The 14,610-nt window shown below is 36.2% G+C and carries 10 protein-coding genes and 2 pseudogenes; 7 read left to right on the top strand and 5 right to left on the bottom strand.

Translation table 11 applies throughout. From position 1 onward, the window contains the following. Positions 1–135 precede the first annotated feature (135 nt). The 5 genes from pnuC (at position 136) to QF044_RS04370 (ending at position 6,182) form a co-directional block, all read left to right on the top strand. Positions 136–813 carry a nicotinamide riboside transporter PnuC gene (gene pnuC / locus QF044_RS04390; RefSeq protein ID WP_307264115.1) on the top strand — a complete coding sequence of 226 codons (678 nt, stop codon included), beginning with the start codon at positions 136–138 and terminating at the stop codon, positions 811–813. Continuing rightward, a complete protein-coding gene (locus QF044_RS04385; protein ID WP_307264112.1) occupies positions 810–1,517 on the top strand; it encodes a hypothetical protein in 708 nt (235 codons plus the stop codon). Before pnuC ends, QF044_RS04385 begins: the two co-directional genes overlap by 4 nt. Before the next feature lie 92 nt (positions 1,518–1,609). Further along, positions 1,610–2,377: a diaminopimelate epimerase gene (gene dapF, locus QF044_RS04380; protein ID WP_307264109.1), complete on the top strand. Its 768-nt coding sequence runs from the start codon at positions 1,610–1,612 to the stop codon at positions 2,375–2,377. Between the two features lie 30 nt (positions 2,378–2,407). Then, positions 2,408–3,433 carry an endolytic transglycosylase MltG gene (gene mltG / locus QF044_RS04375; protein WP_307264106.1) on the top strand — a complete coding sequence of 342 codons (1,026 nt, stop codon included), beginning with the start codon at positions 2,408–2,410 and terminating at the stop codon, positions 3,431–3,433. A 169-nt stretch (positions 3,434–3,602) separates the two neighbouring features. After that, complete coding sequence (locus QF044_RS04370; protein ID WP_307264102.1) at positions 3,603–6,182, top strand: TonB-dependent receptor domain-containing protein; 2,580 nt, start codon at positions 3,603–3,605, stop codon at positions 6,180–6,182. A gap of 38 nt (positions 6,183–6,220) precedes the next feature. Here QF044_RS04370 and QF044_RS04365 read toward each other — a convergent pair whose 3' ends face one another. The 4 genes and pseudogenes from QF044_RS04365 to QF044_RS04350 form a co-directional block, all read right to left on the bottom strand. Next, entirely contained in the window at positions 6,221–6,673 is a 453-nt protein-coding gene (locus QF044_RS04365) for an adenylyltransferase/cytidyltransferase family protein (RefSeq protein ID WP_307264099.1), read from the bottom strand. 97 nt (positions 6,674–6,770) lie between these two features. Beyond that, positions 6,771–7,791, bottom strand: a pseudogene (gene galE, locus QF044_RS04360) (UDP-glucose 4-epimerase GalE). Positions 7,792–7,806: 15 nt separating this feature from the next. Continuing rightward, positions 7,807–8,217: a hypothetical protein gene (locus QF044_RS04355; protein WP_307264097.1), complete on the bottom strand. Its 411-nt coding sequence runs from the start codon at positions 8,215–8,217 to the stop codon at positions 7,807–7,809. A gap of 6 nt (positions 8,218–8,223) precedes the next feature. Further along, a pseudogene (locus QF044_RS04350) lies at positions 8,224–9,349 on the bottom strand (DegT/DnrJ/EryC1/StrS family aminotransferase). An 86-nt stretch (positions 9,350–9,435) separates the two neighbouring features. On the opposite strand from QF044_RS04350, the gene QF044_RS04345 reads away from it, so the two are divergent. Continuing rightward, positions 9,436–11,040 (top strand): S8/S53 family peptidase, encoded by a 1,605-nt coding sequence (locus QF044_RS04345; RefSeq protein ID WP_307264095.1) that lies wholly within the window; start codon positions 9,436–9,438, stop codon positions 11,038–11,040. Between the two features lie 85 nt (positions 11,041–11,125). Here QF044_RS04345 and QF044_RS04340 read toward each other — a convergent pair whose 3' ends face one another. Next, positions 11,126–13,660 (bottom strand): phosphoenolpyruvate carboxylase, encoded by a 2,535-nt coding sequence (locus tag QF044_RS04340; protein ID WP_307264092.1) that lies wholly within the window; start codon positions 13,658–13,660, stop codon positions 11,126–11,128. 130 nt (positions 13,661–13,790) lie between these two features. Between QF044_RS04340 and QF044_RS04335 the strand changes: the two genes are divergently transcribed. Further along, on the top strand, positions 13,791–14,555 hold the full coding sequence (locus tag QF044_RS04335) for a hypothetical protein (RefSeq protein ID WP_307264089.1): 765 nt from the start codon (positions 13,791–13,793) through the stop codon (positions 14,553–14,555). Positions 14,556–14,610 lie beyond the last annotated feature (55 nt).

The following is a 14,610-nucleotide window of genomic DNA, read 5'->3' as shown; positions in this document are numbered from 1 at the left end:
ATAAAAATTTTACAAACCTTAACGTTTATTGATAAACTTTCCGAATTTATTTTAAATAAAAAGGTTTAAAAAACTGATTTACACTTTATTTAATTTATTTTCAAAAAGTGTTAATTTTTGTTTATTTTTGATCGCATGAATTTATATGATCTTTTTGTAAAACCCTATGAAAACTACAGTGTAGTACAAATTCTACTGGAAGCCACAGGTGCATTTTTCGGAATTTTAAGCGTGTATTTTTCAATTAAAAAAAATATCTGGGTGTACCCTACGGGTATTATCTCTACAATGATTTATGTATACATTCTCTTTAATTTTGGGTTGCTTGGTGATTGCATGATCAATGTTTATTATACGGCAATGAGTATTTATGGCTGGATCCTGTGGTCTAAAAACTCCAAAGATCATGTTCATGTGGATGTTACTTGGGCTACACAAAGAGAAAGAATATTTGCAGGGCTTCTTTTTTTCATCAGCCTGGCGCTGGTCACTCTTATTTATTATTACAAACCTTATATTGACAATAAATTTTTAATGGATGGTATAAGCCTTGGATTGTACCACCTGGATTGGGCGAATTGGCTGGATGTTTTGACTACTTCAATATTTTTAGTCGGGATGTGGTTTATGGCCAGACAGCGCATTGAGAACTGGATCTTCTGGATCATCGGAGATTTTATATGCATCCCGATGATGATTTTTAAGGAGCTGGGAATCACTTCGGTTCAATATTTGGTATTTACTATAATGGCTATCTTAGGATACCTTAATTGGAAAAAAAGTTTAAAAGAAAAAAGTACAGTAAAGTCATGAAAAATTTATTTAAAATAGCATTCAGTATTGCAGCTATGGCCAGCCTAACTTCTTGTTTAGCTTATTCAGACGGATATGCTAATAATGGTGGTTATGGTGATCCATATTATAATAACGGAGCTTATTATGCACCTTCGGGATATTACGGAAACGGCGGCTATTACGGAAATGACGGTTATTATTATAGAAATGATGTGAATTATTATTATGATAACGGTATTCCATATTATTACTATAACACAGGGAATAACAGAAGAAAGGTATATGTAGAAAGAAAATCCACTGTAACCTCCCAAAGACCGAATAACGGATTCAGAGGTCAGCCGGTAGACGGTAGTAACAATAACGGAAATGGATTCAGAAATTCAAACGGCAGTTACAATAACAACAACCAAAGACCACAAAGTAACCAGAACAGCGGAGGCTTCAGAAATTCTAACAGCAATTCCAATAATAACCAGAGACCACAAAGCAATCGGAATAATGGGGGCTTCAGAGGTCAAAGCGGTAATTACCAGAATAATCAAGGAACTCAGAATAACCAAAACACTGGTGGTTTTAGAAATACGCAGCCACAGCAAAATCAGAATAGCACCAGAACGGAATCTTCCGGTGGGTTCAGAGGGAGTTCAAGCTCCCAGAGCAGCACTCCACAGAGCAGCGGTACAACGAGACAGCAATCGAGCGGAGGCGGATTTAGATAAAACAATTATAAATAAGAAAACGGACAGCTAACACTGTTCGTTTTTCATTTTAAATATATTAATTTTGCTCGTTAATTTTAGACTAAAAGAATATGGAATTTTATAAATATCAGGGAACCGGAAATGATTTTGTAATGATAGACAACCGTGATCTTCAGTTTCCTAAGGATAAAGACTATATAGAAAAACTTTGCGACAGACGTTTCGGGATAGGTGCTGATGGACTTATCTTACTGGAGAATGATGATACCTACGATTTCAAAATGGTTTATTATAATTCTGACGGTGGCGAAAGTACGATGTGCGGAAACGGCGGAAGATGTTTGGTAGCATTTGCTTTCTTTCTTGATATTTTTGAAGACAAATGTAAATTCATTGCGATTGATGGTGAACATGAAGCCGAGATCCATAACGGGATCATTAAATTAAAAATGATCGATGTAAATACGGTTTCCGGAGACGGTGAAGATACGGTGATGAATACCGGATCACCTCACTATGTAAAATATGTGGAGGATTTGGTGAATTACAATGTTTTTGCAGAAGGAAACGGCATCAGAAATTCTGAAAATTATAAAGAAAAAGGCATCAATGTGAATTTCGTAGAAAAAATTACGGATGATGAAATTTTCGTAAGAACCTATGAACGAGGTGTTGAGGATGAAACTTTCAGCTGCGGAACAGGAGTTACCGCTTCTGCTTTAACTTTTCTGCAAAAAAATAATCTAATCTCTGTAAAAGTTAAAACCTTAGGAGGCAATCTTAAAGTGTATGCTGAGAAAAATGGAAATTTTTTTCAGAATATTTGGCTGGAAGGTCCTGCGAAGCAAGTTTTTAAAGGTAAAACAGATCTTATTTAAAAGCAAAACTTTTAATCAACTTTTTTAATAATGAAAAAAACTGTTCTCATTATCGCTCTTGTTATTTTCGGAGCAGCCGGATTTTTTGGTTTGAGATTTTATAATAAATATTACGGAAACAACGTGGAAAAGGACGGCTATGTCCTGATTCCCCATAAGGCTGATTTCAAACAGATCCTTGACTCCGTAGCTCCATATGTGAAAGATAAGGAAGCGTTTGAGGCTGTGGCTAAAGATAAAGATCTTGACCAGTATTTTAAACCGGGACGTTACCACTTCCAGTCAGGGGCAGGAAACACTAACCTGGTGAATATGATCAAGGCAGGAAACCAGGCTGAGAACAGCTTCAGGATTGGAGATTTTGGAGATATGTACCAGATGATAGGAAAGGTGACGAAAAAGACAGAGCTGGATTCTTTACATTTCGTGAATGATCTGGATCAGCTAGCCATGGAAAAAGGGTATAAAAATGCGGAGGATCTTAAAAAATATTTCTTCATCGATACCTATAATTTTTTCTGGACGGTAAGCCCAAGAGAATTTTTCAAAAAATTTGATGAGCAGTATAATGATTTCTGGACCAGTGAAAGAAAAAGTAAGGAACAGCAGTCTGGCCTGACGAGAGATCAGATATATGCTCTGGCATCTATCGTTTATAAGGAATCGGGAGGTAAAAAAGATGAAATGAAAACGATTGCCGGATTATATCTGAACCGTTTCAGAAAAGGGATGAAACTTCAGTCTGATCCTACGGTGATCTATGCGATCAATAAGCAGACTAATTTTAAGGAACCAATCAAAAGAGTTTTATATAAACATCTTTCTATACCATCCCCATACAATACTTATGCTAATGCAGGTATTCCACCGGGCCCTATTTGTGTAGTTGATAAAAATTCTGTAGATGCAGTTTTAAATGCAGAAAACAATAATTATATATTCATGTGTGCCGATCCAGCAAGGTTTGGGTACCATAAATTTACAGACAGTCCAGAGCAACATGCCATCAATGCAAAAGCTTATCAGGACTGGCTGAATTCAAAAAATATAAAATAAAATTAATTTAACTTTTATTTAACAATACAATAATTAACATTTAACACTTACATACGACTTATACATCTATAAATAATACATAAGTTATAGTATTTTGAAAATCAGCCCAATTAACGATTTCATAATATTATAGGTTATACTCTTACGATTTTACACAAAAAAATACCTTATGAATCAGACGGAAATTGTCAATATTTTCACAAGAAAAACGTTAGCACTTACTTTTGTACTTTCAGCAGCTGCTATGGCATTTGCCCAGGAGAAAGCAGGTGTTACGGGAATGATTGTCAACAAAAACAATCAGCCGGTTCCTTATGCTTCTGTGACATTCAGCAATAAAGCGAATAAAACATTAAGCGATGCCGTATTGACCGATGAAAAGGGACAGTACAAACTGGAATTAGCTCCCGGAAATTATGACATCACAGTAGAAGCAATCGACTATAAGAAAAGTATAGTTAATAAAAACATTTCAGGTCCTGGAAATATTGGTGCACTATCCATCCAACCTGAGGCCACCACTACTTTAGACGGAAAAACCCAGGAAATACAAGGCGTTGTGATTACTGCAGCAGCGACGAAAGCCTATAAAGTTGAACTTGACAAAAAGACTTACGACCCTTCTCAGGATATTGTAAGTAAGGGAGGAAACCTTCAGGATGTCCTTTCCAACGTTCCTTCTGTTTCTGTAGATACTGATGGTACTGTTTCGATGAGAGGAAGCTCTAATGTGAAGTTCCTGATCAACGGGAAACCTTCTGCTCTGTTAGGAATTGATGATGGCGCCAATGCACTTCAAAGTATCCCGGCGGATCAAATTGAGAAAATTGAGGTGATTACCAATCCTTCTTCAAAATTTGAAGCAAGCGGAACCTCAGGTATTTTAAATATCATTCTTAAAAAAAATAAAAAAATAGGCTTTAACGGTAGTGTAATTGGTACTTTGGGTTATCTTCCGAGAACAGCTCTTAATACAAATCTAAGTTGGAGAAAAAATAACTGGACATGGTTTGTGAATGGTGGTGGTGGCTATTCTGAAAATAAAAGCAAAAATGATACGGAGACCACCTATCATAACATTGTCTTCCCAAGTATATTGCCTAATCAACAACCTAATGATGTTCCGACTTATCAATTACAAAATTCCATTAATAAAAGTTATAACAAAAATTATAATGCCAGCGCAGGATTTACCTATGATATTTCTGATAAAACATCATTAAATCTATCTGGAGTTGTAAGAACCTTTGAAGGAGATAGTAATGAATTATTGAGTACTTATAATCGTTTTTACAGATACAGCGATCAAAAAACATGGAATTTGATGGATTCCTACGGACAAAGAGATTCTGAAGGAAGAAACACCAATCTTGCATTTCAGGGAGATATCGGCCTGGACCATAAATTTGATGATAAGGGGCAAAATTTATCCGTATCACTTAGTTTACAGAGAAATAGAAGTAATAACAATTCTAATATTCTGGAAACTGAAGATTCCATCCCTGTTCAGCAAGATATTACCCAAAGACATTCTGTAAACAAGACCCTTATTGGAAAGGCAGACTATGAGCTACCTATCGGAGAGCAGTCCAAACTTGAAGCAGGATACAGAATAGATGTTAATAATAACAATTACGATAATTTTGTAAACAGTACTTCTAATAATCCGTTTATTCTGGATTATAATAACAAAACGGATTACAGAGAAATGTTTAATGCTTTCTATTTGCAGTTTAAAAGTAAAATAGGAGAAAAATTTGCTTATCAGCTGGGATTAAGAGATGAGCTTTCAAATGTTAAGATTGATTATGTTAATCAAAATCCTGACAAGGCCCCAATTAATAAAAATAAGAATTACAACAATTTATTTCCAAGTATATTCTTAAGTTATGATGTATCAAAGAACAACCAGATTCTAGTAAATTATTCCCGAAGAATAGACAGGCCTAGATCATTCTTTATGGTTCCTTTCCCTAATTACAGCAACAGCCAAAACGTTTTTGAAGGAAATATTGACCTGAACCCATCTTATGTAGACTCATATGAAGTAGGTTATAACATTACAAGAAAGAAATTTACAATCAACCCTACTCTTTATTACAGACATTCAACAGACGACACTAAAATGCTTGTTTACAGACCAGATGAAGGCCAGAGTATTTTTTATACAAAACCAATTAACCTAGGTAATGACGATCGTTATGGTTTGGATCTTAATTTTACTTATGACCCATTTGCCTGGTTAAAAATTATGGGTAGCTTAGACGTATTTGGTTATAAAACTACCGGTATTGCTTCTTACGAGACGAAAGATGCTTTAGGTAATGCTAAAATTGGCACAATGGATTTTACAGGTGACGGGTTCTCAACAAGAGCACGTTTAAATACAACCTTTAAACTTGATAAGACACTGAGCGTACAGCTACAAGGATTCTATAGAGGAGCACAGAAGTCAGCGAATCAGGATTCTCAAGATATGTATGCTTTAAATTTAGGAGCATCTAAAACGATATGGAAAGGCGATGGTACAATATCTTTCAATATTCAGGATATATTTAATACCAGAAGTAGAGAGGTATATAGCTACAATAGTGATTATACCCGCCGAAATTATATGCAATGGCAGCCAAGACAATTCTCAATTGCTTTAACGTATCGATTTAAGCAAGGCGAAAAAATAGAACAGCCTAAAAAGAAGAAAGACATCAATGCCAACGAAAGTGGTGACGACCAGCAAGCTCCAATGTAACAAACAAAAAATCCCGAAAATATATTTTCGGGATTTTTTTATTTTATAGATTCAGCCTTTTCATATTTTTCTTTTTCAGCTTCATAGATTCTTTTTCTCAGGTCGCTGGTGGAAAATCTGTGATCTCTTTTGTTGTAAAAGATCTCAATACCTTTCTCCTCACAATACTGCTTACCTGTAAAATCTTTGTCCATGTAATCATCACCAATGATCCTTACATCAATCACAAAGGACTTTAAAATATCCAGCAGATCTTCTTCCGTGTAATAAGGAATAATCTCATCAACGGCATTGACAGCTTTTAACTGGATATATCTTTCTACGATGGTCTGGCTCGGCTTATTTTTGTTCGGACGGTCGTGGGATGGATCAATCTGAAGTCCTACGATTAAGTAGTCACATATTGTTTTGGCTTCTTCCAACATTTTAATGTGTCCTGCATGCAGCAGATCGAATGAAGAAAATGTAATGCCTATTCTGTCTGTTTTCATATTAATAAAAATTTAAATTAAAACTCCACTGCAACAATCATTATAGATTGAGAGGAAGGTTATTTTGTGATTTATTTTATAACTGTTTTTATGTTTCTTAGACGGTTTGTGCAGCCAAATATTCCTGCCATTTCCAGACTGTTCTCAAAGATTCTTCCAGAGAAGTCTCAGACTTCCACTGAAGTTCTTTTTCAGCCTTATCAGCATTAGCATAAGCTATGGTAATATCACCTTCTCTGCGTGGGCAGATCTGGTAAGGAACTTTAACATCATTAGCTGTTTCAAAAGCTTTTACCACTTCCAATACGGACGAGCCTTTTCCTGTTCCCAGGTTAAATATATCGATCAACGTTCCTTCATTACTCTGCATTAGTTTTTGAAGCGCACTTACGTGAGCTTTAGCCAAATCTACAACATAAATATAATCACGAACCCGCAGTTCCATCTATTGTATCATAATCATCTCCCCAGATATTTAGTTTCTCACGGATTCCTGCTGCCGTTTGCGTAACGTAAGGAATGAGATTATTGGGAACTCCTATTGGAAGTTCGCCCAGTTTCCCTGATGGATGTGCCCCAATTGGATTAAAGTATCTTAAAAGAGAAATTTTCCGGTGATATGCTTTTGCGAAATCAATCAGAATTTCTTCTCCCATCTGTTTTGTTTTTCCGTAAACGCTTTCAGGCATTTTCAACGGAGTATTTTCATCGATAGGCATTTTCTCTGCCTGTCCATACACGGTGCAGGAAGAACTGAAAATGAAATTTGAAATTCCTCTTTCTTTAAATTCCTGAAGGATATTGATCAGGGTAAATAAATTATTTTCATAATAATCTACAGGTTTTACCTGGCTCTCTCCTACTGCTTTGGAAGCTGCAAAATTGATACATCCTTCGATCTTATGGGCATCAAAAACCTGAGTAAGAAGCTCTTTGCGTCTTAAATCAAAAGGATAAAAAGCAGGTTTCTTGCCTGTAATTTCCTCAATATTTTTTAAAATAAACCTTTCTGAGTTGGACAGATCATCTACAATAACCACTTCAAAGCCGTTATTGATAAGCTCTACCACTGTGTGGGAACCAATATATCCAAGTCCTCCCGTAACAAGTACTGCCATTTTCTAATATTTTTTTTAATCGTTGTGTTTTCCTATTTCTTCTATTTCGTTTTCTGATTTACCTTTTTTGACTTTATATTTATTAAAAATTATTAAAACTGCTATAAATAATAATGCATATCTACAGCTACCATAGCCACGAGAGAAACCATGAGCTAAAATCTCAGTTAATGCAGCCATTCCAGATAAAATAATAAATAAGCATAAACTAATATTAAGAAATAAAATAGCTCTGTTATATTTTTCTAATAAATTAATAAAAGCAAATAAATTAAGAATCAGTGATAAAGAAGTAAATAATAATTTAAGTACTGTAAAATTATTAAATGTAGAAATTACTGCAGTGAATGAAAACAGAAGTAGTAAAAAACTAACCACTACTGCTAAATAAAACACTACCTTCTTTTCAAAAAGTCTTTTATTCATCCGATTTTATCCCATAAACTCCAATACCGCATCCGTAATATACTTCAGCTGCTCTTCATCTAATTCTGTATGCATTGGAAGAGATACCACCTGATCAAGAAGCTTATCCGTATTTACAAAATCGGCATCATTGCTTTCCTGAAAATAAGCTTTCTGCTTTCTTAATGCTACCGGATAATAAATCATTGCCGGAATTTCTTTTTCCGTAAGGAATTTTTGAAGCTCGTTACGTTTTCCGTTCAGGATTCTCAAAGTATACTGATGAAATACGTGAGTGGAATTTTCAGACCTTTTTGGAGTTGCAATATCTGCAATACCTGCAAAAGCCTCATCATAATAATCCGCAGCTTTTCTTCTCGCTTCGTTATAAGAATCCAGGTGAGGAAGTTTTTTTTCTCAAAACCGCAGCCTGAATACTGTCTAATCTTGAATTCACGCCTACCTCATCATGATAATATCTTTCATACATCCCGTGATTCACAATTCCTCTTAGACGGTGTGCCAATTCATCATTATTGGTAAAAATAGCACCTCCATCACCATAGCATCCTAAATTTTTTGAAGGAAAAAATGACGTTGTTCCTACAGTTGCCATGGTTCCTGCATATTTCTCAGTTCCGTCAGAGAATGTATATTGTGCACCTATTGCCTGGGCATTATCTTCAATCACAAAAAGGTTATGCTCTTCAGCAATTTTTAAGATTTCTTCCATATTCGCACACTGTCCGAAAAGATGTACCGGAATAATGGCCTTTGTTTTAGGTGTAATTGCTTTTTTAATTTCTTCAGGAGAAATCGTGAATGTATCGTAATCTACATCTACCAAAACAGATTTTAGTTTAAGCAAATGAATAACTTCTACTGTCGCGGCAAAAGTGAAATCAGCTGTGATTACTTCGTCTCCTTCTTTCAGGTCCAAAGCCATCAGTGCGATTTGTAAAGCATCTGTACCGTTCGCACACGGGATCACATGTTTTACATCTAAATAAGATTCCAATTCATTCTGGAAAGACTTTACTTCAGGGCCATTGATAAAAGCCGCAGAATCCATTACATTTAAAACTGCATTATCTACATCATTCTTTATTTTGTAATACTGACTTTGCAAGTCAACCATCTGAATTTTTTTCATAAACAAATATTTGTGTAAAAATAAGGAATTTAAAATCCTATCAAAAATTTTATTGATTTTGTTTTATCTTTATATAAAATAACTTCATGAAAAAACTTTTACTCTTTTGTTTTCTAACGGGTTACTCTGCCGTCACAGCACAGACAGAACTTGTTTTTGTTTATTTTTCAGACAAGCCGAATAAAGCAGCCTTTTACGCCAATCCACTTTCTGAACTGACTCAAAAATCCCTGAACAGACGGATTTCTCTGGGTATTCCGCTAAACGATCAGGATGCTCCTATTGAACAGTCTTACATTCAGAATCTTCAAAATCTAGGTTTTACCGTTACCGATTATTCTAAATGGCTTAACGGAGCAGCTGTAAATGCAACACAAGCACAGATAGCAACTTTGCAGGCCTTGCCTTATGTATCTTCGGTGGGAAGTTTTGCCAGAAATGCTTCTTCAGTTCCTAAAAATGGCCATGAGAATAAATGGAACTTTTCTTCTGACACTCAAAAAACACAGACTATTTTTGATTATGGCTCAGGATCTGAACAGATCGATCAGATCAATCTGAGACCGCTTCATCTGGCAGGATTTACAGGAACAGGAATCTCCATTGCTGTTATTGATGCCGGCTTTCCTTATGTAAATACAGGATCAGCTTTTGAAAGGCTGCGCAACAATAATCACATTAAAGCGGTGTATGATTTTGTGACCAAGACAAATAATGTATACAATACTTCCATTAGTAATCATGGATCTGCAGTACTGGGAGCTATGGGAGGCTACATCGAAAATATTTTTGTAGGATCGGCTCCGGATGCCGATTTTTACCTGTACCGCAGTGAAAATTCTGTCGGTGAAATTCCGGAAGAAGAATTATACTGGATAGAAGCAGCTGAAGAAGCAGACAGAAAAGGTGTGGATATTATCACCTCTTCTCTTGGCTATAATATTTTTGATGATACAAGGTACAATTATACCTATTCCGATATGAACGGAAATACTTCATTCATTGCAAGAGCAGCTGGCATAGCTGCCGATAAAGGAATTTTTGTGCTGGCTGCAGCCGGCAATTCAGGACTTCAGACCTGGCATTATATTATGACTCCGGCAGATAATGCCAAAGTATTCAGCATAGGCTCTGTGGACTCAACGGGAAATTCTTCAGGATTTTCATCTTACGGACCAAATGCTTCGGGTGTGGTAAAACCTGACGGAAGCGCAAGAGGGACAGCCTCTGCAACGGTTATTAACAGTACATTAACTTCAGTAGGCGGAACTTCTATTGCCACCCCTATTGCTGCTGGCGGTGTTGCATGTTTCATGCAGGCTTTTCCTTCGATGAACAGGGAATTGATGAGAACAAAACTCAGACAGACCGCTTCCCTTTATCCGGGACATACAGACCAGATGGGTTATGGTATCCTCAATTTTGGAGGCCTTTACAATCAGGTATTGAATACTTCTGAGATCGTAAAAAAAGAAAAGTTTGCCATTTTCCCGAATCCTGTCCAAAACATTCTAAATATAGCTTCGGAAAGTGAAGTTCAACGGCTTGAAGTTTATGATAATTTAGGCAAGCTGATCAGAAAAAACACCGGTTTAAAATCAATAAATGTAGAAGATTTTCCAAAAGGCACCTATTATTTGAAAATCCAGGCGAAGAATCAGGTTTTTTATGAAAAATTCTTGAAAAAATAGTTTCTTATTGAAGCTGATTCATTAAACATTTGTGAACGTATTAAAAAATAAAAACGCCTTTCAATGAAAGGCGTTTTAAGTGTATTTAAGCTGAGTTTCTGCTCGCATTAATATTTCCGAATAAGGATCTGGTCACCAGTTTTTCATAAGCTTCTTTATTTCCTTCTCCTTTCTGAATCTTCATCAGCGCATATTGCTGGATGCTTAGCAATGGAAGTACTATTTTCTCACGGATCTTCACCGATTTTCTTGAAAGCGGATCTTCTTCCTGCAGCATTTTGAATCCGGTAAGTTCAAGCATAATATCTCTGGAAAGTGTAAATTCATCAAAAAGCACATTCCAGAACGCCCCGAATTTTGGATTATTCTTAATGTAATACGTCAATGGAAAATAAGATTTATTCATACTCATCATTGAATTCAGCACCAAAGTTTTAAAGAAATCCGAGCCTTTATACAGTTCTTTCACCTCTTCCATTCTTCCCTGCTCTTTCATCTGCTGCATAGCAAATCCAAACCCGAAAAATCCGGGAACATTCTGCTTCAGCTGAGACCATGAGCCTACAAACGGAATTGCTCTAAGATCTTCAAACTTCAGTTCGCTACCGTTTCCTCTTTTGGACGGTCGGCTTCCGATATTTGTTTTCCCATAGTATTCCAGTGTGCTCATCTCCTGAAGATATGGGACAAACATGGGGTGCGCTTTGAGGTCTGAATATTTTTTATAACTAATATCTGCCAACTCGGCAATCAGCTTTCTTTCTTTTTCTGTAAGGTCTTTCTTAGAATTTTTAAAAACATCATTTTCAACACCGGCAGTCAGCAACTGTTCAAAATTGTATTTGGCCTGTTCTTTATTTCCAAAAATGCTTGTGATCGTCTGTCCCTGAATGGTGAGCTCTATTTTATTATTGGCAATGGTATTTCCCTGTGAAGCATAGAAGTCATGTGTTTTTCCACCTCCTCTTGCCGGCGGACCACCTCTGCCGTCAAAAAATACGACTTTAATTCCATTCTGAACGGAAAGTTTAGTTAAGACCTCTTTAGCCTTATAAATCTCCCAGTTTGCTTTCAAATAGCCTCCATCTTTCGTTCCGTCTGAAAATCCAAGCATGATCGTCTGCTGGTTTCCTCTGCTTTGAAGATGCTTTTTGTAGACAGGATTCTGATACAGCTCGTTCATTACATTTTCTGAATTGGCCAAACCTTCCATCGTTTCAAAAAGCGGAACAATATCCATTTTGATCTCTTCATCCTGATAACCGCAGATTTTAAAGAATGCATATACATTCATGACATCTTTTACAGCATCGGAATTAGAAATAATGTAGCGGTTCATTCCTCTTTGTCCGTTCAGATCCTGAATTTCGGAAACCTGGCAGACAGTCAATAAAGTATCTTTTACAATATCTTCAAACTGATCTGCATCGACTTTTTCACCAATCTGGATCAGTTTATTGAATTTTTCTTCTTCACTGGCCTCAATGGCACCGTATACTTTTGTGAAAACCTCATCAATCACTTTTTGATGGATCCTGCTGTCCTGGCGGATATCCAATGTAGCAAAATGGGTCCCGAAAATTTTTACACGGTCTCTGAAATTAGACAGAAGATCTAAAAACAGAGAATTATGTTCATTAATCAGTATTTTTTCTGCTTCGTCTGCTTTTTTCAGGATATCTTCTGCTGTGATTATATTACCGTTGAAGATTGCACCATAAAGTTCATCACTTAATTGTGTCAGAACTTCAGAAACGCCCCTGAAGCTTAATCTTCTTCTGATGAATTTTAAATGACTGTAATAGGATTTCAGGATCGCTGAACGGAGTTCTTCAGCCACTCTTTTGGTAACATCAGCGGTTACAAACGGGTTTCCGTCTCTATCGCCGCCCGGCCAGAAACCAAGCTGGATAATATCTTCATGGAGGTGAAAATGACTGTTTCCAAAGGTTTTCTTGATCTTAGTAAACAGCTCTCCGATGGTATCGTAATAAACATATCTTAAATAAGAGATAATACTTAATGCTTCATCGATGGGAGTCGGCTTTTCTTTATTAACGAAAGGTGTTTTCCCCAACTGCTGCAGAAGCATATCGATCTGCGTCACAGAATCACCGGTAATAGCTCCTCTCAAATCCTGAATAATCCGTTGCACAGAACTTGGATAAAACTGCGTTGGGTGTGCTGTAAACACAACTTTCACCGTAAAATCTTTCAATTTCTCACGTACTTTTTCAAGTTTGTGATCCTGGTATGAACGCTCAAAAAGATTAGTCACTGTTCCGCTATCACTTTCGGAGTGGAGGTTCGGGAATGCAGCATCTTCAATACTGTCAAACAAAACCACCTGTCTTTCTATATACTGTATGATTTTAAAAAGCAGCTCTAATTTCTGCTCTTCAGTCTGAAGGTCTGTATGGTTTTTAAAAAAATCTTCGACAATTCCCTCAGGGGTCTTGCCTTCTTCATATCCGTTTCGGCTTTCCTCATAAAGGAAGGGAAGAAGCATCCCGATATTAGTCATTTTATCATAAGGCAGGCTCATAAATAATGAATTGTAGATCTGGAATTTATTCTCCACGATCTGCCTGAATTTTTCTGCTCGTTGGTCGTGTATCATATAACAAATGTAATGGATTTTGGCATTAAATTAATTGACAAATGACAAAAAAATAAAGTGCCATGAATAAAATTATTCTACTGTTTTTTAAGAAAATTAATTAGTTTTGGCGCTTAAGTTTTCTGTTTCCATGATCAAATTCAATTTCAAAGCCAATATCAATACAAACGGGGCTAACGTCGACAAGAAAGGTTTAAAAATTATCCTCATTGTTTTTTCGCTATTTATTTTGGTTGCTATAGCTATGTTTATGGGCTTCTGGTCCTTTGCTTTCAGTGGAATTAGTAACATACAAAACGCCAATCTGGAAAGGTACGAGCAGAAAAAAGCAATCGATGCTCTTCCTGTTTTGAAATGCGCAGTCTATACGGATCAAACGATAACTTCACCCGCATCCGGGGAAGAGGCGGCCCTTTATCTCTTGCGTGTTGGTAATGTAAAATCTTATCTAGCTTCAGATGAAGCCCAATACGGCAAGTATAAAACTTATGAAAATTTCGACTATAATATGGTTGCGGGATATCCAAAAGGAACAAAGCTTTCAGTCAACGGTAAATTGTATCCCATTGATTTTAAATTATGCATTATGGACAGCCTTGGTGGTGGAGAAACTCATTTCACCAAAGATATCTACAGTGCAAAGCCCAGTGAAATATATCATATAAGGGTTTATAAAACTTCAGAAAACCTAAAAATGGATGCACTGAGAAATGTTCATCCGTGGATCAAGAATTATTATCATTCTTATAAAGGTTTAAAAAATATTTTAGTGAAAGAATATGTCTTCAGAAATGGAGATTCGGTCTATATCAAAGGAAAAATTGAACATAATAAAATTGTTCCGTTTGCAGAACATATGCTGTATACTCCTTCAACAGCAAGTGACAATCGGTAAACTATTTCCCGGAACATTCGGGGTAATAACAACTCAGGCTTATTATAATTTTGCA

It is taken from the genome of Chryseobacterium sp. W4I1, from assembly GCF_030816115.1.
Classification (GTDB): Bacteria; Bacteroidota; Bacteroidia; order Flavobacteriales; family Weeksellaceae; genus Chryseobacterium.
The sequence above is the reverse complement of the archived record's forward strand: the minus strand, read 5'-3'. Positions and strand labels throughout refer to the sequence as shown.

Coding starts and splice junctions, on each gene's coding strand:
- pnuC (WP_307264115.1), top strand. CDS start 136: ATGAATTTATATGATCTTTTTGTAAAACCCTATGAAAACTACAGTGTA.
- QF044_RS04385 (WP_307264112.1), top strand. CDS start 810: ATGAAAAATTTATTTAAAATAGCATTCAGTATTGCAGCTATGGCCAGC.
- dapF (WP_307264109.1), top strand. CDS start 1,610: ATGGAATTTTATAAATATCAGGGAACCGGAAATGATTTTGTAATGATA.
- mltG (WP_307264106.1), top strand. CDS start 2,408: ATGAAAAAAACTGTTCTCATTATCGCTCTTGTTATTTTCGGAGCAGCC.
- QF044_RS04370 (WP_307264102.1), top strand. CDS start 3,603: ATGAATCAGACGGAAATTGTCAATATTTTCACAAGAAAAACGTTAGCA.
- QF044_RS04365 (WP_307264099.1), bottom strand. CDS start 6,673: ATGAAAACAGACAGAATAGGCATTACATTTTCTTCATTCGATCTGCTG.
- QF044_RS04355 (WP_307264097.1), bottom strand. CDS start 8,217: ATGAATAAAAGACTTTTTGAAAAGAAGGTAGTGTTTTATTTAGCAGTA.
- QF044_RS04345 (WP_307264095.1), top strand. CDS start 9,436: ATGAAAAAACTTTTACTCTTTTGTTTTCTAACGGGTTACTCTGCCGTC.
- QF044_RS04340 (WP_307264092.1), bottom strand. CDS start 13,660: ATGATACACGACCAACGAGCAGAAAAATTCAGGCAGATCGTGGAGAAT.
- QF044_RS04335 (WP_307264089.1), top strand. CDS start 13,791: ATGATCAAATTCAATTTCAAAGCCAATATCAATACAAACGGGGCTAAC.